The organism is Pseudomonas sp. C6002 (genome assembly GCF_013385805.1).
Classification (GTDB): domain Bacteria; phylum Pseudomonadota; class Gammaproteobacteria; order Pseudomonadales; family Pseudomonadaceae; genus Aquipseudomonas.
The window spans coordinates 13,351-39,288 of record NZ_JACAPH010000002.1 but is presented as its reverse complement, the minus strand read 5'-3'; the positions used below and the strand labels follow the sequence as shown (position 1 = coordinate 39,288).

Below are 25,938 nucleotides of genomic sequence, written 5' to 3'. Positions count from 1 at the left end.
TCAGGACGCCTTCATGGAAAAGACCAAGCAGACTGTGCCCTCCGTGGTGCCGCGCCATGTCGCGATCATCATGGACGGGAATAATCGCTGGGCGAAGAAGCGCTTTATGCCGGGCGTTGCCGGGCATAAGGCGGGTGTCGACGCTGTACGAGCCGTGATCGAGGTGTGCGCCGAGGCCAAGGTCGAAGTATTGACCCTGTTCGCGTTCTCCAGTGAAAACTGGCAGCGCCCGGCCGAGGAGGTCAGTGCCTTGATGGACCTGTTCTTCAAGGCCCTGCGCCGCGAGGCCAAGCGCCTGAACGAGAACAACATCAGCCTGCGTATCATCGGTGACCGTTCGCGGTTTCATCCGGAGCTGCAGGCGGCCATGCGCGAAGCCGAGGCGATCACTGCCGGCAGCAACCGTTTTGTGCTGCAGATCGCAGCCAACTACGGCGGCCAGTGGGATATTGCCCAGGCCGCGCAGCGTCTGGCGCGGGAAGTGCAGGCCGGCCATCTGCGCCCGGAAGACATCACCCCCGAACTCTTGCAAACCTGCCTGGTGACCGGCGACCTGCCGTTGCCGGACCTGTGCATTCGTACCGGTGGCGACCATCGCATCAGCAACTTCCTGTTGTGGCAGTTGGCCTATACCGAGCTGTACTTCTCCGACCTGTTCTGGCCGGACTTCAAACACGATGCCATGCGCAATGCGCTGGCCGATTTCGCTTCCCGTCAGCGTCGCTTCGGTAAAACGAGCGAGCAGATCGAAGCTGGAGCCCGGGTTTAATGCTTAAACAACGAATCATCACGGCGCTGATCCTGCTGCCTATTGCCCTGTGCGGGTTTTTCCTGCTTGAAGGTGCGAACTTCGCGCTGTTCATCGGCCTGGTTGTGACCCTGGGTGCCTGGGAATGGGCGCGCCTGGCGGGTTTCGCCGCGCAGTTGCCTCGTGTGGTGTATGCCGCTGTCGTGGCGTTGTTGATGTTCCTGATGTACATCCTGCCGGACGTGGCGCCCTGGGTGCTGGGTGCGGCGGTGTTGTGGTGGGCGTTGGCGACCTATCTGGTGCTGACCTATCCGGGCACCAGCAGTCATTGGTCCAGTGTCGCCTGCAAGCTGGTGATTGGCCTTTTGATTCTGTTGCCTGCCTGGCAAGGCCTGGTCTACATCAAGCACATGCAACTGGGTAACTGGCTGATCATGGCGGTGATGGTCCTGGTGTGGGGTGCCGATATCGGCGCCTATTTCTCCGGGCGTGCCTTCGGCAAGCGCAAGCTGGCGCCGGCGGTCAGTCCGGGCAAAAGCTGGGAAGGCGTGTATGGCGGCCTGGCGTTGACCCTGGTGATTACCGTGGTGGTCGGTGTGGTGCGTGGCTGGACCGTCAAGGAAATGCTACTGGGCCTGGTGGGCGCAGCCGTGGTGGTGTTCATCTCGGTGGTCGGTGACCTGACCGAAAGCATGTTCAAGCGCCAGGCCGGGATCAAGGACAGCAGTAACCTGCTGCCGGGTCACGGTGGCGTGCTGGACCGTATCGACAGCCTGACTGCCGCGATCCCGATCTTTGCCGTACTGCTGTGGATGGCTGCCTCGTGAGCCGCCTGCAACAGGTAACCGTGCTGGGCGCTACCGGCTCGGTGGGGCTAAGCACCCTGGATGTGATTGCCCGTCATCCCGAGCGTTATCAAGTATTCGCCTTGACCGGTTTCAGTCGCCTGAGTGAACTGCTGGCACTGTGTGTGCGGCACGCGCCGCAATACGCAGTAGTGCCCGAAGCGGCAGTTGCACGTGGTTTGCAGGATGACTTGCGCGCTGCGGGCCTGGCGACTCAGGTATTGGTGGGGGAGGAGGGGTTGTGCCAGGTTTCGGCAGACCCTGAGGTCGACACCGTGGTTGCGGCGATTGTCGGCGCTGCCGGCTTGCGCCCGACCCTGGCGGCCGTTGATGCGGGCAAGAAGATTCTGCTGGCCAACAAAGAAGCCCTGGTGATGTCCGGGGCACTCTTCATGCAGGCGGTGCGCAAGAGCGGCGCCGTGCTGTTGCCGCTCGACAGCGAGCACAACGCGATTTTCCAATGCATGCCTGGTGATTTCGCCCGCGGGTTGAGCCAGGTCGGCGTGCGCCGGATTCTGCTGACAGCCTCCGGTGGCCCGTTCCGGCAGACGCCGCTGGCCGATCTGGAACATGTTTCTCCCGATCAGGCGTGCGCTCACCCGAACTGGTCCATGGGGCGCAAGATCTCGGTGGATTCAGCGAGCATGATGAACAAGGGCCTGGAGCTGATTGAGGCCTGCTGGTTGTTCGATGCCCGGCCGGACCAGGTCGAGGTGGTGATCCACCCGCAAAGTGTGATTCATTCCCTGGTGGACTATGTGGATGGCTCGGTATTGGCCCAACTGGGCAATCCGGACATGCGTACGCCGATCGCCAATGCCCTGGCATGGCCTGAGCGGATTGACTCGGGTGTTGCGCCGTTGGATCTGTTTGCCATTGCCCGTCTGGACTTCGAAGCGCCCGACGAGCAACGCTTCCCTTGCCTGCGTCTTGCGCGGCAAGCTGCGGAGGCGGGTAACAGTGCCCCGGCGATGCTGAATGCGGCCAATGAAGTGGCTGTGGCGGCGTTTCTGGACCGGCGCATCCGCTTTCCGCAGATCGCGGGTATCATCGAGGACGTTTTGAACCTTGAGCCCGTCGTCCCGGTGAATGATCTGGGCGCGGTGTTCGAAGCGGATGCAAAGGCCCGGGCCTTGACCGAGCAGTGGTTGAGCCGCAATACGCGTTAGCCTCTGGGTGTGTTCAAGCCTTCAGGCACTGGATTGAAATGCGGAGAAATTAGATGAGTGCGCTCTACATGATTGTCGGCACCCTGGTTGCTCTGGGTGTGCTGGTTACCTTCCACGAGTTCGGCCATTTCTGGGTCGCGCGTCGTTGCGGCGTCAAGGTACTGCGCTTTTCCGTAGGCTTCGGCATGCCGTTGCTGCGCTGGCACGACCGTCGTGGCACCGAGTTCGTAATTGCGGCCATTCCATTGGGCGGCTACGTCAAGATGCTCGACGAGCGCGAAGGCGAAGTGCCGGCTGATCAGTTGGATCAATCCTTCAACCGCAAGACCGTTCGTCAGCGCATCGCCATCGTCGCGGCAGGCCCGATCGCGAATTTCCTGTTGGCGATGGTGTTCTTCTGGGTCCTGGCCATGTTGGGTAGCCAGCAGGTGCGTCCAGTGATCGGTGCCGTCGAGGCCGACAGCATGGCGGCGAAGGCCGGCCTGACTGCCGGGCAAGAAATTGTTGCAGTTGATGGCGAGCCGACCACCGGCTGGGGTGCCGTCAATTTGCAGTTGGTGCGTCGCCTGGGTGAAAGCGGCATCGTGAAACTGGTGGTGCGCGATCAGGATTCCACCACCGAAACCTCGCGCGAGCTGGCCCTGGACCACTGGCTGAAAGGCTCCGATGAGCCTGACCCGATCAAATCCCTGGGCATTCGCCCATGGCGTCCGGCCTTGCCGCCGGTGCTGGCGGAGCTGGATCCGAAGGGGCCGGCCCAGGCCGCGGGTCTGAAAACCGGTGATCGCCTGCTGGCCCTCGATGGCCAGGCGCTGAGTGACTGGCAGCAGGTGGTCGACCTGGTGCGTGTACGCCCTGATACCAAAATTGTGCTGAAAGTTGAGCGCGATGGTGCTCAAATCGACGTCCCTGTGACCCTGGCGGTTCGTGGGGAGGCCAAGGCAGCCGGGGGTTACCTGGGGGCCGGCGTCAAAGGTGTCGATTGGCCACCCTCGATGGTTCGAGAGGTCAGCTTCGGGCCGTTGGCAGCGATTGGCGAGGGTGCGAGACGCACCTGGACCATGAGTGTGCTGACCCTCGATTCCCTCAAGAAAATGTTGTTCGGCGAGCTCTCGGTAAAAAACTTGAGTGGACCGATAACCATTGCTAAAGTGGCGGGCGCTTCTGCCCAGTCGGGCGTTGTAGATTTCCTGAATTTCCTGGCTTATCTGAGTATTAGCCTTGGGGTTCTGAATTTGTTGCCCATTCCAGTATTGGATGGGGGGCATCTGTTGTTTTATCTGGTCGAGTGGGCGCGTGGTCGCCCCTTGTCGGATCGGGTGCAGGGTTGGGGGATACAGATCGGTATCAGTTTGGTGGTCGGGGTGATGTTATTAGCCCTGTTCAACGATCTGGGACGACTGTAACGCTTCGCTGAATTGCGAATCTGCCGCATTTTGCGGCAGTTTGTTTATTGCCAGTTGGAATAAGAAAGGACTTCATGAAACGTCTGCTGCTAACTGCGGTTCTCACCGTATTGATGATCGCCGAAGTTCACGCCGAGTCCTTCACCATCTCCGATATTCGCGTCAACGGCCTCCAGCGGGTTTCCGCGGGTAGCGTCTTTGGTGCCTTGCCGTTGAACGTCGGGGAACAGGCTGATGACCGTCGCCTGGTGGAATCCACTCGTGCGCTGTTCAAAACCGGGTTCTTTCAAGATATCCAACTGGGTCGCGAAGGTAACGTCCTCGTCATTACTGTCGTCGAGCGACCTTCTGTCGCCAGTATCGAGATCGAAGGCAACAAGGCGATCTCCACTGAAGACTTGATGAAAGGCCTCAAGCAATCCGGCCTTGCCGAAGGCGAGATCTTCCAGCGTGCCACCCTCGAAGGCGTGCGTAACGAACTGCAACGCCAGTACGTTGCCCAGGGTCGTTACTCGGCTACCGTCGAGACCGAAGTGGTGCCGCAACCGCGTAACCGCGTCGGCCTGAAGGTCAACATCAACGAAGGCACCGTGGCGGCCATCCAGCACATCAACGTGGTGGGTAACACCAAGTTTGCTGATGACGACCTGATCGACCTGTTCGAACTCAAGACCACCAACTGGCTGTCGTTCTTCAAGAACGATGACAAGTATGCCCGTGAAAAACTCTCCGGTGACCTGGAGCGCCTGCGTTCCTACTACCTGGACCGCGGCTATATCAACATGGATATCGCTTCGACCCAGGTGTCCATCACCCCGGACAAGAAGCACGTCTATATCACTGTCAACGTCAACGAAGGCGAGAAGTACAAGGTTCGTGACGTCAAGCTCAGCGGCGACTTGAAAGTGCCTGAAGACCAGGTCAAGTCCCTGTTGCTGGTGCAGAAGGACCAGGTGTTCTCGCGCAAGCTGATGACCACCACCTCCGAGCTGATCACCCGTCGCCTGGGTAACGAAGGCTATACCTTCGCCAACGTCAACGGCGTACCGACCCCGCACGACGAAGACCACACCGTGGACATCACCTTCGTTGTAGACCCGGGCAAGCGTGCCTACGTGAACCGCATCAACTTCCGTGGCAACACCAAGTCTGCCGACGAAGTGCTGCGCCGCGAAATGCGTCAGATGGAAGGTGGCTGGGCGTCGACTTACCTGATCGACCAGTCCAAGGTTCGCCTCGAGCGCCTGGGCTTCTTTAAGGAAGTCAACGTTGAAACCCCGGCTGTACCGGGTGTGGATGACCAGGTTGACGTGAACTACGCCGTAGAAGAGCAAGCCTCCGGTTCGATTACCGCCAGTGTCGGTTTCGCCCAGAGTGCCGGCCTGATCCTCGGTGGTTCGATCACCCAGAACAACTTCCTCGGTACCGGTAACAAGGTTTCCATCGGCCTGACCCGAAGCGAATACCAGAGCCGCTATAACTTCGGTTATGTCGACCCCTACTGGACTGCTGACGGCGTGAGCCTGGGCTACAACGCCTTCTATCGCACAACCGACTACAAAGACCTCGACGTTGACGTTGCAAGCTATGCAATCGACAGCTTCGGTGTTGGTGCCAACATTGGTTACCCGATCAGTGAGACCTCGCGTCTGACCTTCGGCCTGACCGCGCAGCAGGACAAGATCAAGACCGGTGTGTACACCGTGGATGAGATCTTCAACTTCGTGCGTAAAGAAGGCGACCAGTTCCTGAACTTCAAGGCTTCGGCCGGTTGGTCGGAATCGACCCTGAACAAAGGCGTACTCGCGACCCGCGGCCATTCCCAGAGCCTGACCCTGGAAGCCACCACGCCGGGCAGCGACCTGTCGTTCTTCAAACTCGACTACCGTGGCCAGTTGTTCCAGCCTTTGAGCGAAAACTACACCATGCGCCTGCACACCGAGCTGGGTTATGGCGACGGTTACGGTTCGACCAGCGGCTTGCCGTTCTATGAGAACTACTATGCGGGTGGTTTCAACTCGGTACGTGGTTTCAAGGACAGCACCTTGGGTCCTCGTGGTACCCCAAGCCGTGGCGTGGGTGTGACCGGTAACCAGGGGACTGTGGCTGACTCGGACAACGACCCGCTGCCATTCGGTGGTAACGTGCTGATCCAGGGTGGTGCTGAGATTCTGTTCCCGCTGCCATTCGTTAAAGATCAACGTTCCCTGCGTACTTCGGTCTTCTGGGATGTGGGTAACGTATTCGACTCCAAGTGCGAACAGGTCACCAACCCGAATGGCTCGAAGTCCAACACGCAGTGCAACGACGTGAGCTTCAGCAACCTGGCAAGCTCTGTCGGTGTCGGTGTGACCTGGGTTACCGCGCTTGGCCCATTGAGCTTTGCTCTGGCCATGCCGGTCAAGAAACCGGATAACGCTGAAACCCAGATTTTCCAATTCTCCCTCGGCCAGACGTTCTAAGCGTCTGACCCAAGATAACGACAACGGATTCTGTAGGAGTGCATCGTGCGTAAGTTGACTCAATTGGTTCTCCTGGCGACTGTCCTGGTAGCGACCCCGGCCTTTGCCGAAATGAAAATTGCCGTTCTGAACTATCAGATGGCGCTGCTGGAATCCGATGCGGCCAAGAAATATGCCGTAGATGCCGAGAAGAAATTCGGTCCTCAACTGACCAAGCTCAAGACGCTGGAAAGCAGCGCCAAGGGCATCCAGGATCGTCTGGTAGCCGGTGGCGACAAGATGCAGCAAGGCGAGCGCGAGCGTCTGGAGCTTGAATTCAAGCAAAAGGCCCGTGACTACCAGTTCCAGTCCAAGGAACTGAACGAAGCCAAGGCTGTTGCCGACCGCGAAATGCTCAAGCAGCTGAAGCCGAAACTCGACAGCGCTGTGGAAGAAGTCATCAAGAAAGGTGCCTTTGACCTGGTATTCGAACGCGGTGCAGTCATCGACGTTAAACCTCAGTACGACATCACCCGTCAGGTGATCGAGCGCATGAATCAGCTGAAGTAAGCCATGACTGCGACTATCAAGCTCGGCCAATTGGCCGAGTTCCTGGGAGCCACCTTGCGTGGCTCCGCGGAGAAGGAAATCACTGGGCTAGCCACCTTGCAGGAGGCTGGCCCAGCTCAGTTGAGCTTCCTGGCAAACCCCCAATACCGTAAATACCTGGGCGAAAGCCGCGCCGCAGCCGTGCTGCTGAAGGCCGCTGACGCCGAAGGTTTTGCCGGGGACGCGCTGGTTGTTGCCGATCCGTACCTGGCGTATGCCCGGGTGTCGCACCTGTTCGATCCGAAACCCAAGGCCCCCGCCGGTATCCATCCGACGGCGGTGATCGCCGATGACGCTCAGGTTGACCCTGCCGCGAGCATCGGTGCTTTTGTGGTGATTGAAAGCGGTGCACGCATCGGGGCGGGTGTAACGCTGGGTGCCCAGTGTTTTATCGGCGCGCGCAGCGAGATTGGTGCCGGTGGCTGGCTGGCTCCGCGTGTGACCCTGTACCACGATGTGCGTATCGGTGAGCGTGTGGTGATTCAGTCCGGTGCCGTGATTGGCGGCGAGGGCTTCGGCTTCGCCAACTCGAAGGGTGTCTGGCACAAGATTGCCCAAGTGGGCGGCGTGTTGATCGGCGATGACGTTGAAATTGGCGTCAACACTGCCGTTGACCGCGGGGCCCTGGCCGATACCGTCATTGGTAACGGCGTGAAGCTGGATAACCAGATTCAGATCGCCCACAACGTGCAGATTGGCGATCACACCGCCATGGCCGCCTGCGTGGGGATCTCCGGCAGCACCAGGATCGGCAAGCATTGCATGCTCGCCGGGGGTGTTGGCCTGGTGGGCCATATCGAAGTGTGCGACAACGTATTCATCACCGGCATGACCATGGTGACCCATTCGATTACCGAGCCTGGGTCCTACTCATCCGGTACGGCCATGCAGCCTGCGGCCGAATGGCGCAAGAGCGCGGCGCGTCTGAGGCAGCTCGACGATATCGCTCGGCGCCTGAAACATCTGGAAAAGCGTGTTGGGGACGTGACCCCTGACGGTAATGCTTCATCAGATGGCTGATACCATTTCCATATCAAGTGTGCACAGCCGCTAGACTGCCTCCTTGATTTGCTAGAGGGGCGTGCCTTAGTCCGCACGCTCCCAATCTTTATTACAGGCTTCCCCCCGAAATGATGGACATCAACGAGATTCGCGAATACCTGCCTCACCGTTACCCGTTCCTGCTGGTGGACCGGGTCACGGACCTCAATGTTGAGGAAAAGCGCATTCGTGCCTACAAGAATGTCAGCATCAACGAACCGTTCTTCAACGGTCACTTCCCTGCGCATCCCATCATGCCAGGCGTATTGATCATCGAAGCGATGGCCCAGGCTGCCGGTATCCTTGGTTTCAAAATGCTCGACCTGAAGCCTGCCGATGGCACGCTCTACTATTTCGTGGGCTCTGACAAACTGCGCTTCCGCAACCCGGTAACTCCGGGTGACCAGTTGATCCTTGAAGCCAAGTTCATCAGCTGCAAGCGCCAGATCTGGAAGTTCGAATGCCAGGCCTCGGTCGACGGCAAGCCGGTGTGCTCGGCTGAAATCATCTGTGCGGAACGCAAACTATGAGTTTGATTGACCCTCGCGCAATCATCGATCCGACGGCCGTACTGGCCGCCGACGTTGAGGTCGGCCCTTGGTCGATCGTCGGCGCAGGTGTGGAAATCGGCGAGGGGACAGTCATCGGGCCGCATGTGATCCTCAAAGGCCCGACGAGGATTGGCAAACACAATCGTATCTATCAGTTCTCATCGATAGGCGAAGACACCCCGGACATGAAGTACAAGGGTGAAGAAACACGTCTGGTAATCGGTGATCACAACATCATCCGTGAAGGCGTGACCATTCACCGCGGTACTGTCCAGGACCGTGCCGAGACCACCCTGGGTGACCACAACCTGGTGATGGCTTATGCGCATATCGGTCATGACAGCGTAATCGGCAACCATTGCATCCTGGTCAACAACACTGCGTTGGCCGGCCATGTGCACGTTGACGATTGGGCGATCCTGTCCGGCTTTACCCTGGTGCATCAGTACTGCCATATCGGCGCCCACAGCTTTTCCGGCATGGGTACCGCCATCGGCAAGGACGTTCCGGCGTTCGTCACCGTGTTCGGCAACCCGGCCGAGGCCCGCAGCATGAACTTCGAAGGCATGCGCCGTCGGGGCTTCAGCGAAGACGCGATCCACGCCCTGCGCCGCGCCTACAAGGTGGTTTACCGCCAGGGGCTGACGGTCGACCAGGCCTTGATCGAGCTGACGGAGCCAGCCGCATTGTTTCCGGAAGTCGCGATATTCCGTGACTCTATCCAGTCGTCGACTCGCGGCATCACCCGCTGATCATGGCCAGGCTGCGTATAGCGTTGGTGGCCGGAGAAGCTTCCGGCGATATTCTCGGTGCAGGCCTGATGCGGGCCCTCAAGCTCCAGCATCCGGCGGTTGAATTCATCGGTGTCGGCGGTCCGTTGATGCAGGCTGAAGGCCTGACGTCCTACTTCCCTATGGAACGCTTGTCGGTCATGGGGCTGGTGGAGGTGCTGGGCCGTTTGCGCGAGCTGCTGGCCCGTCGCAAAAAGCTGATCCAGACCCTGATCGAAGAAAAGCCCGACGTCTTTATCGGAATCGACGCGCCGGACTTCACCCTCAATATCGAACTCAAATTGCGTCAGGCCGGGATCAAGACCGTGCATTACGTCAGCCCGTCCGTGTGGGCGTGGCGGCAAAAGCGCGTGCTCAAGATTCGCGAAGGCTGCGACCTGATGCTGACCCTGCTGCCCTTCGAGGCCAGGTTCTACGAAGAGAAGGGCGTGCCGGTGCGGTTTGTCGGGCACACCCTGGCCGATACCATTCCTCTGCAGGCCGACCGTGCTGCCGCGCGTGCCGAACTGGGTTTGCCCGAAGGTCCGCTGGTGGCCTTGATGCCGGGGAGCCGTGGCGGCGAAGTCGGTCGTCTCGGCGCGCTGTTTTTTGATGCAGCCGAACGCCTGCAGGCGCTGAAGCCGGGTGTGCGCTTCGTATTGCCATGCGCCAGTCCTCAGCGCCGTGCACAAATTGAAGAATTGCTTGTAGGGCGCAACTTGCCGTTGACCCTGCTCGACGGGGGCTCGCACCTGGCACTGGCGGCGTGCGATGCGGTGCTGATCGCCTCCGGCACCGCGACCCTGGAGGCCTTGCTCTACAAGCGCCCGATGGTTGTGGCCTATCGCCTGGCGCCGCTGACCTACTGGATTCTCAAGCGTATGGTCAAAAGCCCCTACATCTCCCTGCCCAATTTGCTGGCCCAGCGTCTGTTGGTGCCCGAGTTGTTGCAGGACGATGCGACGCCTGAAGCCCTGGCGCAAACCCTTTTCCCGTTGATCGACGGTGGCGAAGAGCAGACCCGTGGTTTCGACGAAATTCACCGCACCTTGCGCCGTGATGCGTCGAACCAGGCGGCGGATGCCGTGCTGACGTTGATCGGTCATAAGCAGGAAGCCCTATGAAGACGCAAATGGGCCTGGATTTCAGCCTGGTCGCCGATGCCCTTGACCTGGTTGCCGGTGTTGACGAAGTCGGACGTGGCCCGCTGTGCGGCGCAGTCGTCACCGCCGCAGTGATTCTCGACCCGAACCGCCCGATCCTCGGCCTGAACGATTCGAAGAAACTTACCGAGGCCCGTCGTGAAAAGCTCTATGACGAGATCTGCGAGAAAGCCCTGAGTTGGCACATCGCCCGCGCTGAAGTCGAAGAGATCGACAAACTGAACATCCTGCACGCCACCATGCTGGCCATGCAGCGCGCCATTGAAGGCCTGCATATCACGCCAAAAATGGCGATGATCGACGGCAACCGCTGCCCGAAGCTGACGATGCCGGCTGAAGCGGTGGTCAAGGGTGATAGCAAAGTGCCGGCGATTGCCGCTGCATCGATCCTGGCCAAGGTCAGCCGTGACCGTGAAATGGCGGCTTTCGAATTGATCTATCCCGGCTACGGCATCGGCGGGCACAAAGGCTATCCAACGCCCGTTCATCTGGAAGCTTTGGCTCGCCTGGGCCCCACCCCGATCCACCGCCGCTCGTTCGCACCGGTTCGCCAGGCTTACGAGGCTCGGGAAAGCCTGATCGAGGTTTAGCAGCAAGGCTGATGTTTTTGCCAAGGCCCGGTACAATCCGGGCCTTGTTGTCTCCACGTTTTGTACAGGATCACTATGCCGGCTTCATTCGTTCACCTGCGCCTGCACACTGAATACTCCCTGGTCGACGGCCTGGTACGGATCAAACCCCTGGTCAAAACCCTGGTGGGCATGAACATGCCTGCCGTGGCGGTGACCGACCAGAACAACATGTGTTCCCTGGTCAAGTTCTACAAGGCCGCCATGGGCGCCGGCATCAAGCCGATCTGCGGTGCCGACCTGTGGCTGTCGAACAAGGACCCGGATAACCCACTGAGCCGCATCAGCCTGTTGGCGATGAACGGCGTGGGTTACCGCAACCTCACCGAACTGATTTCCCGTGGCTTTATCGATGGCCAGCGCAACGGCTCGATCATCATCGAGCGCGAGTGGGTGGCCGAAGCCAGCGAAGGGCTGATCATGCTCTCGGCGGCCAAAGAGGGTGAAATCGGTATCGCGCTGTTGGGCGGCAATCCTCATGAGGCTGAAGTGCTCGCCCGTGAGTGGATGGAGGTGTTCCCCGACCGTTTCTACCTGGAAATCCAGCGCACTAACCGCCCCAACGATGAAGAGCAGTTGCACGCCGCTGTGGCCCTGGCTGAAAAGCTTGGCGCGCCGCTGGTCGCGACCAACGATGTACGCTTTATCAAGAAGGAAGACTTCGAGGCCCACGAAACCCGCGTATGCATCGGTGAAGGCCGGGCGCTGGACGATCCGCGCCGCTCGAAGAACTACAGCGAAGAGCAGTACCTCAAAAGCGCCGATGAAATGGCCGAGCTGTTCAGTGACCTGCCCGAGGCCCTGGAAAACTCCGTCGAAATCGCCAAGCGCTGCAATATTGAAGTGAAGCTGGGCAAGCACTTCCTGCCCAACTTCCCGATTCCCGATGGCATGACCATCGACGAGTATTTCCGCAAGGTGTCCTTCGACGGCCTCGAAGAACGCCTGAGCGTCCTGTTGCCCAAGGACACCACGCAAGATTACGAGGCCAAGCGCCAGGTCTACGTCGACCGCCTGAATTTCGAGCTGGATATCATTATCCAGATGGGGTTCCCCGGTTACTTCCTGATCGTAATGGACTTTATCCAGTGGGCCAAAAGCAACGGCGTGCCAGTGGGCCCAGGCCGTGGATCGGGTGCCGGGTCGCTGGTGGCCTATGTGCAGAAGATCACCGACCTCGACCCGCTGGAATACGACCTGCTGTTCGAACGTTTCCTTAACCCGGAACGGGTATCGATGCCCGACTTCGACGTCGACTTCTGCATGGATGGTCGCGACCGAGTTATTGAGTACGTGGCCGAGAAATACGGCCGTAACGCGGTAAGCCAGATCATCACCTTCGGTTCCATGGCGGCGAAAGCGGTAATTCGCGACGTGGCCCGGGTACAGGGCAAGTCCTACGGCCTGGCTGACCGCCTGTCGAAGATGATTCCGTTTGAAGTCGGCATGACCCTGGAAAAAGCCTACGAGCAGGAAGAAATCCTGCGGGACTTCATCAAGGTCGATGAAGAAGCGGCTGAAATCTGGGACATGGCGCGCAAGCTCGAAGGCGTGGTGCGTAACGTCGGTAAACACGCCGGTGGTGTAGTAATCGCGCCTACCAAGCTGACCGACTTTTCGCCGATCTATTGCGACGAAGAAGGCGACGGCCTGGTAACCCAGTTCGACAAGGACGACGTGGAGGCGGCCGGCCTGGTGAAGTTCGACTTCCTCGGCCTGCGTACCCTGACGATCATCGACTGGGCGCTGAAGACCATCAACCGCGACCGCGCCAAGGTCAATGAGCCACCGCTGGATATCGCGTTTATCCCGCTGGATGACAAGCCGACCTACAGCCTGCTGCAAAAAGCCGAAACCACGGCCGTGTTCCAGCTTGAATCCCGCGGCATGAAAGAGCTGATCAAAAAGCTCAAGCCCGACTGCCTGGAAGACTTGATCGCACTGGTGGCCCTGTTCCGTCCGGGCCCGCTGCAGTCAGGCATGGTGGATGACTTCATCAACCGTAAGCACGGGCGTGCCGAGCTGGCTTACCCGCACTCCGACTATCAGTACGAAGGCCTCAAGCCGGTACTGGCACCGACCTACGGCATCATCCTGTATCAAGAACAGGTGATGCAGATTGCCCAGGTCATGGCCGGCTATACCCTCGGCGGCGCGGACATGCTGCGTCGAGCCATGGGTAAGAAAAAGCCCGAGGAAATGGCCAAGCAGCGCGGTGGCTTCATTGAAGGTTGCGCCACCAACAACATCGATGCCGACCTGGCCGGTAACATCTTCGACCTGGTGGAAAAGTTCGCCGGTTACGGCTTCAACAAATCCCACTCTGCCGCCTATGGCCTGGTGTCTTACCAGACTGCGTGGCTGAAGGCTCACTACCCGGCGCCGTTCATGGCGGCGGTACTGTCTGCGGATATGCACAACACCGACAAGGTCGTGACCTTGATCGAGGAAGTGCGCACCATGAAGCTGCGCCTCGACGCGCCGGACGTGAACACTTCCGAGTTCAAGTTCACGGTGAACGACGAAGGCCGCATCATCTATGGCCTCGGCGCGATCAAGGGCGTGGGCGAAGGCCCGGTGGAGGCGATTACCGAAGCGCGTCAGGACGGGCCGTTCAAGGACCTGTTCGATTTCTGCGCCCGGGTCGACCTCAAGCGCATCAACAAACGTACTCTGGATGGCTTGATCCGCAGCGGCGCCCTGGATCGCCTGGGCCCGTACTTCCATGACGAGCCGAAGGCGTACCAGGCCAATATCGACCGCAACCGCGCGGTATTGCTGACCGCCATGGAAGAAGCGATCAAGGCCGCCGAGCAGACCGCACGCACCCACGACAGCGGCCACGCCGACCTGTTTGGCGGGCTGTTCGTCGAAGAAGATGCCGACGTCTACGCCAACCATCGCAAGGCCAAGGAGCTGACCCTCAAGGAACGCCTCAAGGGTGAGAAAGACACCCTGGGCCTGTACCTCACCGGTCACCCGATTGACGAATATGAAGGTGAAATCCGGCGTTTCGCCCGCCAGCGCATCATCGACCTGAAGCCGGCGCGGGATACCCAAACCGTCGCAGGCATGATCATCGCGCTGCGGGTGATGAAGAATAAAAAGGGCGACAAGATGGGTTTCATCACCCTCGACGACCGCTCGGGCCGGATCGAAGCCTCGCTGTTTGCCGATGCATTCCATTCCGCCCAGTCGCTGTTGCAGACCGACGCGATGGTGGTGGTGGAAGGGGAGGTCAGCAACGACGACTTCTCCGGCGGCCTGCGCCTGCGGATCAAGCGCGTGATGAGCATGGAAGATGCACGCACCAACCTGGCCGAAAGCCTACGCCTGAAGGTCAGGACCGATGCGCTCAAGGGCGATCAGCTACGCTGGTTGGGTGACTTGCTTAAACGCCACCGTGGCGCCTGCCCGGTGACCATGGAGTACACCGGCAACGACGCCAAGGCGATGTTGCAGTTTGGTGAGACGTGGCGAATTGACCCCGCCGATGGCTTGATTCAAGCATTGCGTGACCAGTTCGGGCGTGACAACGTCTTCCTCCAATACCGTTGACGGTCAGGCAGTACGAAGATCGCCTGATCTCGACCGAACATTTAATCTCGACCTAACCGCGCCTCTCCCTTAAGGTAGGGCGCGAATAGACAACCGGCTGGCCAGGCACTCCTTGGCCGTCGACCCAAGACGGACGCTTATGAACCCGAATTTTCTTGATTTCGAACAGCCGATCGCTGACCTGCAAGCCAAGATCGAAGAGCTGCGCCTGGTCGGCAATGACAATTCGCTGAATATCGGCGATGAAATCGCTCGCCTGCAAGACAAGAGCAGCACGCTTACCGAAGACATCTTCGGCAAGCTGACCAGCTGGCAGATCGCGCGCCTGGCCCGCCACCCGCGCCGTCCGTACACCCTGGACTACATCGACCATATCTTTACCGAGTTCGATGAGCTGCACGGCGACCGTCACTTCTCCGACGACGCCGCCATCGTGGGCGGTATCGCTCGCCTGGACGACCAGCCAGTGATGGTCATCGGTCACCAGAAAGGCCGTGAAGTGCGCGAGAAAGTCCGCCGCAACTTCGGCATGCCGCGCCCTGAAGGCTACCGCAAGGCCTGTCGCCTGATGGAAATGGCCGAGCGCTTCAAGATGCCGATCCTGACCTTCATCGACACCCCGGGCGCCTACCCGGGTATCGACGCTGAAGAGCGCAACCAGAGCGAAGCTATTGCCTGGAACCTGCGGGTAATGGCGCGCCTGAAGACGCCAATCATCGCTACCGTGATCGGCGAAGGCGGTTCCGGCGGCGCATTGGCGATTGGCGTCTGCGACCAGCTGAACATGCTGCAATATTCCACCTACGCGGTGATCTCGCCGGAAGGTTGCGCCTCGATCCTGTGGAAAACCGCCGAGAAGGCACCGGATGCCGCGGAAGCCATGGGCATCACTGCCGATCGCCTGAAAGGCCTGGGTATCGTGGATAAAGTGATCGCCGAGCCATTGGGCGGCGCCCACCGTGACCCGGCTGCCGCTGCCGCGACCATTCGTGCCGAACTCAGCTCGCAGCTGGCGATGCTCAAGAAGTTCGACAACGAGGCGCTGCTGGCCCGTCGTTACGAGCGCCTGATGAGCTACGGTCTCTAAGCCGACGCGTTACTAAATGCGGGAGCTGGCTTGTTTGGGAGCGGGCTTGCTCGCGAAGGCGGTGATTCAGTCAAGATAGTTGGCGACTGACACACTGCATTCGCGAGCAAGCCCGCTCCCACATTTGCCTTGTGTATGCTGGGTTATCGCATTCCAGATTGATGGCGTACTTTGCTATGAAGCCCACGTTAACCGCCAAGCTCCTGCAAGCCGTCGCGCCCTGGCGCTGCGCCCCGGCCTGGCATATCGCCTTCTCCGGCGGCCTCGACTCCACCGTCCTGCTGCACCTCCTGGCCACGCGGGCCAAAATCGACAAGCTCCCGCCACTCAGCGCTATCCATGTTCATCATGGGCTGCAAGCTGCGGCGGATGCGTGGCCGGCCCATTGCCAGTTCGTGTGCGACGCCTTGGGCGTGCCTTTGCGGGTGATCCGCGTGCAGGTGCAACCTGGCGCGAGCCTGGAGCGCGCGGCCCGTGACGCGCGGTATCAGGCGTTTGCCGAGGTCATCGGGGCGGGGGAGTTGCTGGTCACGGGCCAGCACCGTGACGATCAGGCAGAAACCTTACTGTTTCGGCTGTTGCGTGGGGCTGGCGTGCGTGGCCTGGCGGCAATGCCCGCGCAGCGCCCTTTGGCAGATGGCTATCTGGTGCGACCCTTGCTGGATGTGTCTCGCGCCGAGCTTGAAGCCTACGCCCGTGAACATCAATTGACCTGGATCGAAGACCCGTCGAACGCTGATCCGCGTTTCTCCCGCAATTACCTGCGCCACCATGTTTTCCCGCAGTTGACCGAGCGGTGGCCCCAGGCCGTCAGCACCATGGCCCGTGGCGCTGAACATTTGAGCGAAGCCCAGGGGCTGCTCGACGAACTGGCGCAGATGGACCTGCTGGCCGCCAGCCAGCACCCGGTGTTTCCCTGGCTGGCATTGCCTTCGCTGACCCTTGAACCGCTTGCCGCGCTCTCCGAGGCCCGCCAGCGCAACGCACTTAGGCACTGGCTGACACCGTTGACACGCTTGCCCGACAGCGACCACTGGACCGGCTGGGCGACCTTGCGCGACGCCAAACACGATGCACAGCCACTGTGGCGCCTGGCCGACGGTCAATTGCACCGTTGTGGTGGACTTATCTGGTGGTTACCTGCCAGTTGGTCGGAATTTTCTGACGCATCGGTGAGCTGGCCGCACCCGCAAAACCCACTACAGTTACCCGGTAACGGCCAAGTGCGCTTCAGCGGCAGTGCACCCGAAGGCCCCCTGAGCATCCGTTATCGCCAGGGCGGTGAAATCATGGAATTGCCAGGCCGGGGCCGGCGCGACCTGAAGCGCTTGCTTAACGAAAGTGCGGTGCCAGGCTTCATCCGTGGCAGATTGCCGCTGCTGTATCAGGGCCAGCAATTGCTGGCTGTGGCCAACCTGCCGGGGCTTGCGGCGGGTGGCGGTACCGGCTGGCAATTACATTGGATGCCACCAACCTGCGATCAAGGTTTGAGCTGATAGAGCCTTTCCGGTAGACTACGCTCCCTTCTTGATACAACTTCTGTGGATTCGCCTGAATCGCAGCAGTTGCCGATTACCAAGCAGTCTTTGCTGGGCGATTCCAAAAAATGTGTAGCGATCAACGTACCGGTGTTTCATTGCTGGTCTGTCACAACGCGGCGGTTTTTTTGAAAGGTGCACTGTGATTAATGCAGGTGATCGGGGGCTTCGGCCTTCCTTCGCTTTCCCCGGCGGCTCGGACCGCTTTAACGCAGACTTCTAGGGTTTTTCATGACGCGCTACATATTCGTCACGGGCGGTGTTGTTTCTTCATTGGGGAAAGGCATTGCCTCCGCTTCATTGGCGGCCATCCTGGAGGCGCGGGGACTTAAGGTCACCATGCTCAAGCTGGACCCGTACATCAACGTTGACCCGGGCACCATGAGCCCGTTCCAGCACGGTGAAGTGTTCGTCACCCACGACGGCGCCGAGACCGACCTGGACCTGGGCCACTACGAGCGGTTCATCCGCACGACCATGACCCAGAACAACAACTTCACCACCGGCCGTGTCTACGAGCACGTGCTGCGCAAGGAGCGCCGTGGTGACTACCTGGGTGCAACCATCCAGGTGATCCCGCACATCACCGACGAAATCAAGCGCCGCATCATCAAGGGTGCAGGCGATGCCGACGTGGCGATGGTCGAGATCGGTGGCACCGTGGGTGACATCGAATCCCAACCGTTCCTCGAAGCCATCCGCCAGTTGCGTTTCGAAGTCGGCGCCAAGCGCGCGATGCTGATGCACCTGACGCTGGTGCCGTACATCGCCACCGCCGGCGAAACCAAAACCAAGCCTACCCAGCACTCGGTCAAGGAACTGCGTTCCATCGGCCTGCAGCCGGACGTGCTGGTGTGCCGCTCCGACCACGCGATCGACATCGCGTCCCGTCGCAAGATCGCCCAGTTCACCAACGTTGAAGAACGTGCGGTAATCGCCCTGGAAGACGCCGACACCATCTACAAGATCCCGGGCATCCTGCATTCCCAGGGCCTGGATGATTTTGTCGTCGAGCGCTTCGGCCTGCAGTGTGGCGGCGCCGATCTGTCCGAGTGGGAAGCCGTGGTCGACGCCAAGCTCAACCCTGAGCATGAAGTCACCATCGCCATGGTCGGCAAGTACATGGAGCTGCTGGACGCCTACAAGTCGCTGATCGAAGCGATGAGCCACGCGGGCATCAGCAACCGTACCAAGGTCAACCTGCGCTACATCGACTCCGAAGACATCGAGAACCAGGGCACCGCGTTGCTGGAAGGCGTTGACGCCATCCTGGTTCCGGGCGGCTTCGGTCTGCGTGGCGTGGAAGGCAAGATCACTGCCGTCCAGTACGCTCGTGAGAACAAGGTGCCGTACCTGGGTATCTGCCTGGGCATGCAAGTGGCGGTCATCGAGTTCGCCCGTAACGTGATGGGCTGGAAAGACGCCAACTCCACCGAGTTCGATCGCACCAGCGGTCATCCGGTCGTGGGCCTGATCACCGAGTGGGAAGATGCCACCGGCGCCGTCGAAACCCGTACCGAAGCCTCCGACCTGGGCGGCACCATGCGCCTCGGCGCGCAGGATTGCCTGCTGGAGCCGGGGTCCCTGGTTCACGATTGCTACGGCAAGGACGTGATTGTCGAGCGTCACCGTCACCGCTACGAAGTGAACAACAACCTGCTGCCGAAAATCATGGAAGCCGGTCTGAAAATCTCCGGTCGTTCCGGTGATGGCGCGCTGGTTGAAGTGGTTGAAGCACCGGATCATCCATGGTTCGTGGCTTGCCAGTTCCACCCGGAGTTCACCTCGACCCCGCGCGACGGTCACCCGTTGTTCAGCGGCTTCGTTAAAGCAGCACTGACGCAACATCAGAAGAAGGCGTAAACCTGATGGCCCAGAAGATCATTCGCGTAGGCGACATCGAGATTGCCAACGACAAGCCCATGGTGCTGTTCGGCGGCATGAACGTGCTGGAAAGCCGCGACATGGCGATGCAGGTCTGTGAAGAGTACGTGAAGGTGACCGAGAAACTCGGTATCCCCTACGTATTCAAGGCCAGCTTCGACAAGGCCAACCGTTCGTCCGTGACCTCCTACCGCGGCCCGGGCCTTGAAGAAGGCATGCGGATCTTCCAGGACATCAAGCAAGCCTTCGGCGTGCCGATCATCACCGACGTCCACGAGCCTGAGCAGGCTGCCGTGGTTGCCGAGGTGTGCGACATCATCCAGTTGCCGGCCTTCCTGTCGCGCCAGACCGACCTCGTGGTCGCGATGGCCAAGACCGGCGCTGTGATCAATATCAAGAAAGCCCAGTTCCTCGCGCCTCAGGAAATGAAACATATCCTGAACAAGTGCGTGGAAGCGGGTAACGACCAGTTGATCCTCTGCGAGCGTGGTTCGAGCTTCGGCTACAACAACCTCGTGGTGGACATGCTCGGTTTCGGCATCATGAAGCAGTTCGAATACCCAGTGTTCTTCGACGTGACCCACGCGCTGCAAATGCCCGGTGGTCGCGCCGATTCCGCTGGCGGGCGCCGTGCCCAGGTACTGGACCTGGCCAAGGCCGGCATCAGCCAGTCCCTGGCAGGTTTGTTCCTGGAAGCCCACCCGGACCCGGACAACGCCAAGTGCGACGGCCCATGCGCCCTGCGCCTGGACAAGCTGGAGCCATTCCTGGCCCAGTTGAAGCAGTTGGACGACCTGGTCAAGAGTTTTCCGACGGTAGAGACCGCGTAAGCGCCATTTCTCCGGTAGACTTTCCCTCGCTTTACGCTCAGGCCCGCAGGCCTGAGCCTTGTCGCCTGCAAGCCTGCCCGTTGTTCCACCCTTGCGGTCGGTCAAAAGATTTCCTTCAGCTGCGTCGTTTTCGTCAACTTTGGAGTGTTTACAACAATGGCAAAAATCGTCGACATCAAAGGTCGTGAAGTTCTCGACTCCCGTGGCAACCCTACCGTCGAAGCCGACGTGCTTCTCGATAACGGCATCATCGGCAGCGCCTGCGCGCCGTCCGGTGCTTCCACAGGTTCCCGCGAAGCACTGGAACTGCGTGATGGCGACAAGAGCCGTTACCTGGGCAAGGGTGTACTCAAGGCGGTGGCCAACATCAATGGCCCGATCCGCGACCTGCTGCTGGGCAAGGATCCACTTGATCAGAAAGCCCTCGATCACGCGATGATCAAGCTCGACGGTACCGAAAACAAAGGCAGCCTGGGCGCCAACGCCATCCTCGCCGTGTCCCTGGCCGCTGCCAAGGCCGCTGCACAGGACCAGGACCTGCCGCTGTACGCCCACATCGCCAACCTGAACGGCACTCCGGGTGTCTACTCGATGCCGGTTCCGATGATGAACATCATCAACGGTGGCGAGCACGCTGATAACAACGTCGACATCCAGGAATTCATGGTGCAGCCGGTTGGCGCCAAGACCTTCTCCGAAGGCCTGCGCATGGGCACCGAGATTTTCCATCACCTCAAGGCTGTGCTGAAGGCCCGTGGCCTGAGCACTGCAGTGGGTGACGAAGGTGGTTTCGCGCCGAACCTGGCGTCCAACGAAGACGCACTGAAAGTGATCTCCGAAGCCGTGGCCAACGCTGGCTACAAGCTGGGCACCGACGTGACCCTGGCCCTGGACTGCGCGGCCAGCGAATTCTACGAAGACGGCAAGTACAACCTGTCCGGCGAAGGCCACGTGTTCACCTCGGAAGGTTTTGCTGACTACCTCAAGGGCCTGACCGAGCGCTACCCGATCATCTCGATCGAAGACGGCCTGGACGAGTCCGACTGGGCTGGCTGGAAAGTGTTGACCGACAAGATCGGCGAGAAGATCCAGCTGGTGGGCGACGACCTGTTCGTGACCAACACCAAGATCCTGAAAGAAGGCATCGACAAAAAGATCGCCAACTCGATCCTGATCAAGTTCAACCAGATCGGCACCCTGACAGAAACCCTGGAAGCCATCCAGATGGCCAAGGCTGCGGGCTACACCGCCGTGATCTCCCACCGCTCCGGCGAAACCGAAGACTCGACCATTGCCGACCTGGCCGTGGGCACTTCGGCTGGGCAGATCAAGACCGGTTCCCTGTGCCGTTCCGATCGCGTTTCCAAGTACAACCAATTGCTGCGTATCGAAGAGCAACTGGGCGGCAAAGCCAAGTACAACGGTCGCAGCGAGTTTCGCGGCTGATTGTTAAATGGTAAAAAGTCAGCGGATTACGTCGGAAAAATCACGGCAGCGTGAATTTCGGCGCTAATCTCATGACTAACAAGCACAAGCCTGGTTTTTCCAGGCTTCGTGCTATCAGTTGCTGCAAAAGTTTTGCATGGCTGTCTTTTTTCACTGGATACCCGATATTCGATGCGCAGTCCCAATTGGTTGTTCCTCGTCTTGCTCTTGCTGCTGGCTGGCCTGCAGTACCGCCTTTGGGTGGGGAATGGCAGCTTGGCGCAGGTCACCGAACTGACCCAGCAAATTGCCGCACAGCACGCCGAAAACGAAGTGTTGCTGGAGCGCAATCGCGTGCTCGATGCCGAAGTACTTGAATTGAAGAAAGGCATGGAGACCGTTGAAGAGCGGGCTCGCCATGAGTTGGGCATGGTCAAGGAGGGCGAAACCCTCTACCAGTTGGCCCAATGAGCATTTCGTCACCGGCCTTCTGGGCCGTGATTCCTGCCGCGGGCGTGGGTGCCCGTATGGCCGCGGACCGTCCCAAGCAGTACTTGCAATTGGGTGGGCGCACTATTCTCGAACACAGCCTTGGCTGTTTCCTCGATCATCCGGGCCTCAAGGGGCTGGTGGTCAGCGTTGCGATGGATGACCCTTACTGGCCGACCCTGGCTTGCGCCGCCGACCCACGCATTGTGCGCGTTGACGGCGGCGAAGAGCGCTCGGGTTCGGTCCTCAATGCCTTGCTTTACCTGCACGGCCAGGGCGCCAGCGATGACGATTGGGTGCTGGTGCATGACGCCGCCCGGCCGAACCTCAGCCGCGATGACCTGGACAAGTTGCTCTTTGAACTGGCCGACGACAGCGTGGGTGGGCTGCTGGCCGTGCCGGCGCGGGACACCCTCAAGCGCGCCGACAAGCACGGGCGCGTGTTGGAAACGGTTGATCGCACGCCGATCTGGCAGGCCTACACCCCGCAGATGTTCCACCTTGGCGCGCTGCACCGGGCCTTGGCCGACAGCCTGGTCTCGGACGTGGTCATCACCGACGAAGCCTCGGCCATGGAATGGGCCGGGCATGCGCCTCGCCTGATCGAAGGCCGTTCCGACAACCTCAAGGTCACCCGCCCGGAAGACCTTGAATGGCTGCGCCAGCGTCGGACTTTCCAGTCTTCCTGACGCTCACACCGTCATCTGTTCAACCCCGGCCGGGGTCTTGAACTCATCCACCAGCGCCTGAATGCTGTCGAACGGTTTGCCGTCCACGGCCCAACCGGGCGCGCTGATGGCGTATCGGCTGCCCTGTTGATCGATCCTGAAATGGCATACGTCGCCTCGCCGTGAACGGTAGTGAAGGTGTGCCGGTGTCGTGACGGTGGCCGGTGTCAGCATGAACTGGCCTGGCTTGGTCAGCAGCGTCTGTGGCGTCCTGGCCTGGGGCTGGGAGGGGGCGGGCGCCGGTTGCGCCGGGCGTTGCAAGCTGGCGCGGTCCACCCGCAGGACCAGGTTGGCCTTGACCGTTCCCTCACCCTTGCCGATGCCCAGGCTGGCGGTGCGTCCCGTGTCCACTTCGACGCCGAGGTGCCCGCCAGCCGCTGCATCCTCGATCCGCAGGCCGATGCTGCCGGTGAGTTCGGCGATCCCCGGAATCCCTTTGTAGGTATTGGTATGGCTGTCACCCACCAGTGCGACCCATTTTCCCGGGCGCGGCTTGGTGGTCTGGATCCATTGAATCACCTCGGTGGCGTAGTAGTTCATCATGCGCTGGCGCAAGTTGTCGGCGGTGTCGGGCAGGTCTCGCAGCATGTAGCTGACAGTGCAGTCGATCGGCTGGGTTTTGATCCCGGCGTCACGTGCTGCGGTGACGATGTTGACGAACGAGTAGTGCCGGTCGCGCAACGGCGGGTAGATGTTGTTGAGGAAGCCCTTGAGTTCCTCGGGCATCACCGCGCTTCGGGTACGGTAGAACGCCTTGAGCAAGGGCATGTGTACATCCGTCAGCAGATGCTCGAAATAGAGGCGTTTGACCCCCTCGCTGGCCAACAGCGGCATGTTGTTGATCAGGAACGCCTTGCTCGACAGGGCTCCATGGCTTTCGCCGATCACCAGGCCGTCGCTGGCGTGCAGCAGTTTTTGAATGATGGTCGGCTGCGATTCATTCAGGCTGAGCCTTGGAAGCACCGGCCGCATCGGTGAAAACGACAAGTTGGCAAAGAATATCGTGGCATCTTCAGACAGCTTGGTTCTTTTCTCGAAAAACAACTTGCGGGTGTCTTTCACCGGCTGGGCACCGCTGCCCACGGGTTCAAGGTTTTCCGAAAACGAACTGGTGTCGGTGAGCATCTCCGAAACGGTCTCGCGTGCGGGGGGTGGCATCTCGTAGGCACTGTAGAACGTCGAGTGTTGCGGGCCGCCGAACAGCGTGTAGACCCTTTGCCAGGCATTGCGAAATGCGCCTCCGCCGGCCAGCCCGGCCGTGCGCCACTTCAGGTCGGCGCTCTGGATGGCATACAGGCCGGTGGATTGCAGCGTGTTTGGCGCGTTGGGAGCCATTACGAACAGTTCGAAGAAGCCTGATTCATTGGGGGTCTTGTAGGTCAGGTACAGGTCGCCGTGAATCCGGATGGTCTGCAGGCCGCCGGGAGTCATCCGTGGGCTCAGGGTGCGCGTCTCGGTGTTGGCCGCCATGGAGGTTTCGTTGATGGCGCTGACGCTGATCCGGCCCGCATCCTGGCGTACTGCCGGGCCCAGGGTGGGGCGCAGGCTTTCGAGGCCCTTGAGCCCCTTGGACACGCCATGGGCGACCACCGGCAGCGCGTTAAGGGCGCCGAATACAATGCGCTCCTTCGCGTGGGGTTTGCCGCGCAGCATGTCGTCGGCACCCACCACCATTTCAGTCGCGCCGGAGGTCAGGAAGCAAAATTCCGCCAGTAGTGCGTTGCCCATGGCCAGTGCTACGGGAACCGCCAGGATGCAGGCTTTTTCCAGGGCATCCAGGGTGTCGGCCTTGAGCGTATCCAGGGGCGAAATAAAGCTTCGCGCCGCTACTTTTGCAAGGCGTACCCTGATCTGTCGGGCGATGAACTCAAACGGGTTACTGCCCAGTGCCGGATACATCGGGTTATTGATGTACTGCTCGGGATCCCAGTAGTTATCGGCCCGCAGGCTGTTGAACAAACCCGGGGAGGTTGCCGGCTTCGGAAACACCGCCATCCCCACCAGTGCCTCCTCCACGCCGCTGTAGATCAGGCCGGAGTCGATGGCGTCCTCGTCGAAGTGTTGGGTCAGCGTCTTGCGTTGAGTGGCGTCCCTTGCCGTTTCCACCAGCCAACTGCGCATGTCTGCCGGGTTATTGAACCCATGGAAGGGCGAGGAGTTGCCCGGGATATAGAGCAGGGTCACCTGGCTTTGGTTATCGGTGATGGTCAGGATGTCGGTGGATTCGCTGTTGTGAACGCGCAATAGCCGCAGGGACAGGTTTGGGTCGAGGCGATAGGGCTCCTGGAAATCCTCCAGGGTGAGGTTGTCGTGGTTCTTGTCGATGCCGATTCCCGCCGCCCGTGCCGCCAGCTGTCTCTCTGCCACGGTCAGGGTGAACTCATGGAACTGTTCCAGATAGGCTTTGGTGAACGCGATGCGCATCAGGGTGTTGTAGTTTTCCCGGTGGTTGTTCCAGAACTTGCCGATCGCCTCGTCGTAGGTTTGTTCGAAATGGCTTGAGTTAACGATGAGCCTGAAGGTTTTTGGTGAAATCTGCAGCTGCGTGCTCGGGTCGTAAACCTGGGGCTGGCTTTGCAGATACAGCGCCTCATAACGCCTTGGCGGGATCCAGCCCGAGACGATGAACTCTTCGTTGAACATTGCCGGAATCCGGTTATCCATCAAGCGCGGCAGCTCGCTGACAATATTGAAATAAGGTGCAGTGGTGGAAAACCCGGTGGTATTGAGCATGCCGCCCGGGGGCTGGGGCGCATTGCAGACCATGGCCTCGGTCAGCGACATCGACTGGATCACCACGGCGGTGAAGGCCGCGTTGGGGTTGTCGGTGTTGTATTCGAGGGTGGCGAGGAGGGTGGTGTCCGGGTCGAACTCGACCTGGCTGAGGGGCTGTACCCGCTCGCGGATCAACTGGGCGGCGATTCGCGAAGGTACGGGAAAATCCGCCAGGACCTTGCGAACGAAATGACTGATGCGCTGGAGTTGCGGGCCGTTGGTTATCATGGGGGTGCCTGGTTACGCAGTAAA

The 25,938-nt window shown here is 60.1% G+C and carries 20 protein-coding genes; 19 read left to right on the top strand and 1 reads right to left on the bottom strand.

Translation table 11 applies throughout. The features are described from left to right. Positions 1–13: 13 nt before the first annotated feature. From uppS to ispD, 19 genes are all read left to right on the top strand, one after another. Complete coding sequence (gene uppS / locus HX817_RS00675) at positions 14–769, top strand: polyprenyl diphosphate synthase (protein ID WP_003219323.1); 756 nt, start codon at positions 14–16, stop codon at positions 767–769. Beyond that, positions 769–1,575 (top strand): phosphatidate cytidylyltransferase, encoded by an 807-nt coding sequence (locus tag HX817_RS00670; protein ID WP_008432232.1) that lies wholly within the window; start codon positions 769–771, stop codon positions 1,573–1,575. Before uppS ends, HX817_RS00670 begins: the two co-directional genes overlap by 1 nt. After that, positions 1,572–2,762, top strand: a complete 1,191-nt coding sequence (ispC, locus tag HX817_RS00665) for a 1-deoxy-D-xylulose-5-phosphate reductoisomerase (RefSeq protein ID WP_177020596.1) — start codon at positions 1,572–1,574, stop codon at positions 2,760–2,762. The genes HX817_RS00670 and ispC overlap by 4 nt, the downstream gene beginning before the upstream one ends. Positions 2,763–2,815: 53 nt before the next feature. Beyond that, complete coding sequence (gene rseP, locus HX817_RS00660) at positions 2,816–4,168, top strand: sigma E protease regulator RseP (protein ID WP_177039608.1); 1,353 nt, start codon at positions 2,816–2,818, stop codon at positions 4,166–4,168. Between the two features lie 74 nt (positions 4,169–4,242). Further along, the gene (bamA, locus tag HX817_RS00655; protein ID WP_008432225.1) at positions 4,243–6,630 is read left to right on the top strand and encodes an outer membrane protein assembly factor BamA; all 2,388 of its coding nucleotides are present in this window, start codon (positions 4,243–4,245) and stop codon (positions 6,628–6,630) included. A 45-nt stretch (positions 6,631–6,675) separates the two neighbouring features. Then, complete coding sequence (locus tag HX817_RS00650) at positions 6,676–7,179, top strand: OmpH family outer membrane protein (protein ID WP_003219314.1); 504 nt, start codon at positions 6,676–6,678, stop codon at positions 7,177–7,179. Between the two features lie 3 nt (positions 7,180–7,182). Next, a complete protein-coding gene (lpxD, locus tag HX817_RS00645) occupies positions 7,183–8,238 on the top strand; it encodes a UDP-3-O-(3-hydroxymyristoyl)glucosamine N-acyltransferase (RefSeq protein ID WP_008432224.1) in 1,056 nt (351 codons plus the stop codon). Between the two features lie 110 nt (positions 8,239–8,348). Then, positions 8,349–8,789: a 3-hydroxyacyl-ACP dehydratase FabZ gene (fabZ, locus tag HX817_RS00640; protein WP_003219309.1), complete on the top strand. Its 441-nt coding sequence runs from the start codon at positions 8,349–8,351 to the stop codon at positions 8,787–8,789. Beyond that, positions 8,786–9,562 carry an acyl-ACP--UDP-N-acetylglucosamine O-acyltransferase gene (gene lpxA / locus HX817_RS00635; protein WP_003219308.1) on the top strand — a complete coding sequence of 259 codons (777 nt, stop codon included), beginning with the start codon at positions 8,786–8,788 and terminating at the stop codon, positions 9,560–9,562. The genes fabZ and lpxA overlap by 4 nt, the downstream gene beginning before the upstream one ends. A gap of 2 nt (positions 9,563–9,564) precedes the next feature. Beyond that, complete coding sequence (lpxB, locus tag HX817_RS00630) at positions 9,565–10,704, top strand: lipid-A-disaccharide synthase (protein ID WP_087694922.1); 1,140 nt, start codon at positions 9,565–9,567, stop codon at positions 10,702–10,704. After that, positions 10,701–11,333, top strand: a complete 633-nt coding sequence (gene rnhB, locus HX817_RS00625; RefSeq protein WP_102368230.1) for a ribonuclease HII — start codon at positions 10,701–10,703, stop codon at positions 11,331–11,333. Before lpxB ends, rnhB begins: the two co-directional genes overlap by 4 nt. Before the next feature lie 75 nt (positions 11,334–11,408). Continuing rightward, the gene (dnaE, locus tag HX817_RS00620) at positions 11,409–14,930 is read left to right on the top strand and encodes a DNA polymerase III subunit alpha (protein ID WP_102605547.1); all 3,522 of its coding nucleotides are present in this window, start codon (positions 11,409–11,411) and stop codon (positions 14,928–14,930) included. A gap of 139 nt (positions 14,931–15,069) precedes the next feature. Further along, positions 15,070–16,017, top strand: coding sequence for an acetyl-CoA carboxylase carboxyltransferase subunit alpha (locus HX817_RS00615; RefSeq protein ID WP_003219302.1), 948 nt, complete (start codon positions 15,070–15,072; stop codon positions 16,015–16,017). Between the two features lie 176 nt (positions 16,018–16,193). After that, positions 16,194–17,513, top strand: a complete 1,320-nt coding sequence (gene tilS, locus HX817_RS00610; protein WP_177039607.1) for a tRNA lysidine(34) synthetase TilS — start codon at positions 16,194–16,196, stop codon at positions 17,511–17,513. Between the two features lie 273 nt (positions 17,514–17,786). Then, complete coding sequence (locus tag HX817_RS00605; RefSeq protein WP_003219298.1) at positions 17,787–19,418, top strand: CTP synthase; 1,632 nt, start codon at positions 17,787–17,789, stop codon at positions 19,416–19,418. Between the two features lie 5 nt (positions 19,419–19,423). Then, positions 19,424–20,269: a 3-deoxy-8-phosphooctulonate synthase gene (gene kdsA / locus HX817_RS00600; RefSeq protein WP_003219295.1), complete on the top strand. Its 846-nt coding sequence runs from the start codon at positions 19,424–19,426 to the stop codon at positions 20,267–20,269. A 156-nt stretch (positions 20,270–20,425) separates the two neighbouring features. Beyond that, a complete protein-coding gene (gene eno / locus HX817_RS00595) occupies positions 20,426–21,715 on the top strand; it encodes a phosphopyruvate hydratase (protein WP_003219294.1) in 1,290 nt (429 codons plus the stop codon). Between the two features lie 171 nt (positions 21,716–21,886). After that, positions 21,887–22,165 carry a cell division protein FtsB gene (gene ftsB / locus HX817_RS00590; RefSeq protein ID WP_003219292.1) on the top strand — a complete coding sequence of 93 codons (279 nt, stop codon included), beginning with the start codon at positions 21,887–21,889 and terminating at the stop codon, positions 22,163–22,165. Next, entirely contained in the window at positions 22,162–22,872 is a 711-nt protein-coding gene (ispD, locus tag HX817_RS00585) for a 2-C-methyl-D-erythritol 4-phosphate cytidylyltransferase (protein ID WP_177020599.1), read from the top strand. Before ftsB ends, ispD begins: the two co-directional genes overlap by 4 nt. A 3-nt stretch (positions 22,873–22,875) precedes the next feature. Here ispD and HX817_RS00580 read toward each other — a convergent pair whose 3' ends face one another. Continuing rightward, positions 22,876–25,914, bottom strand: a complete 3,039-nt coding sequence (locus HX817_RS00580; RefSeq protein WP_177039606.1) for a dermonecrotic toxin domain-containing protein — start codon at positions 25,912–25,914, stop codon at positions 22,876–22,878. Positions 25,915–25,938 lie beyond the last annotated feature (24 nt).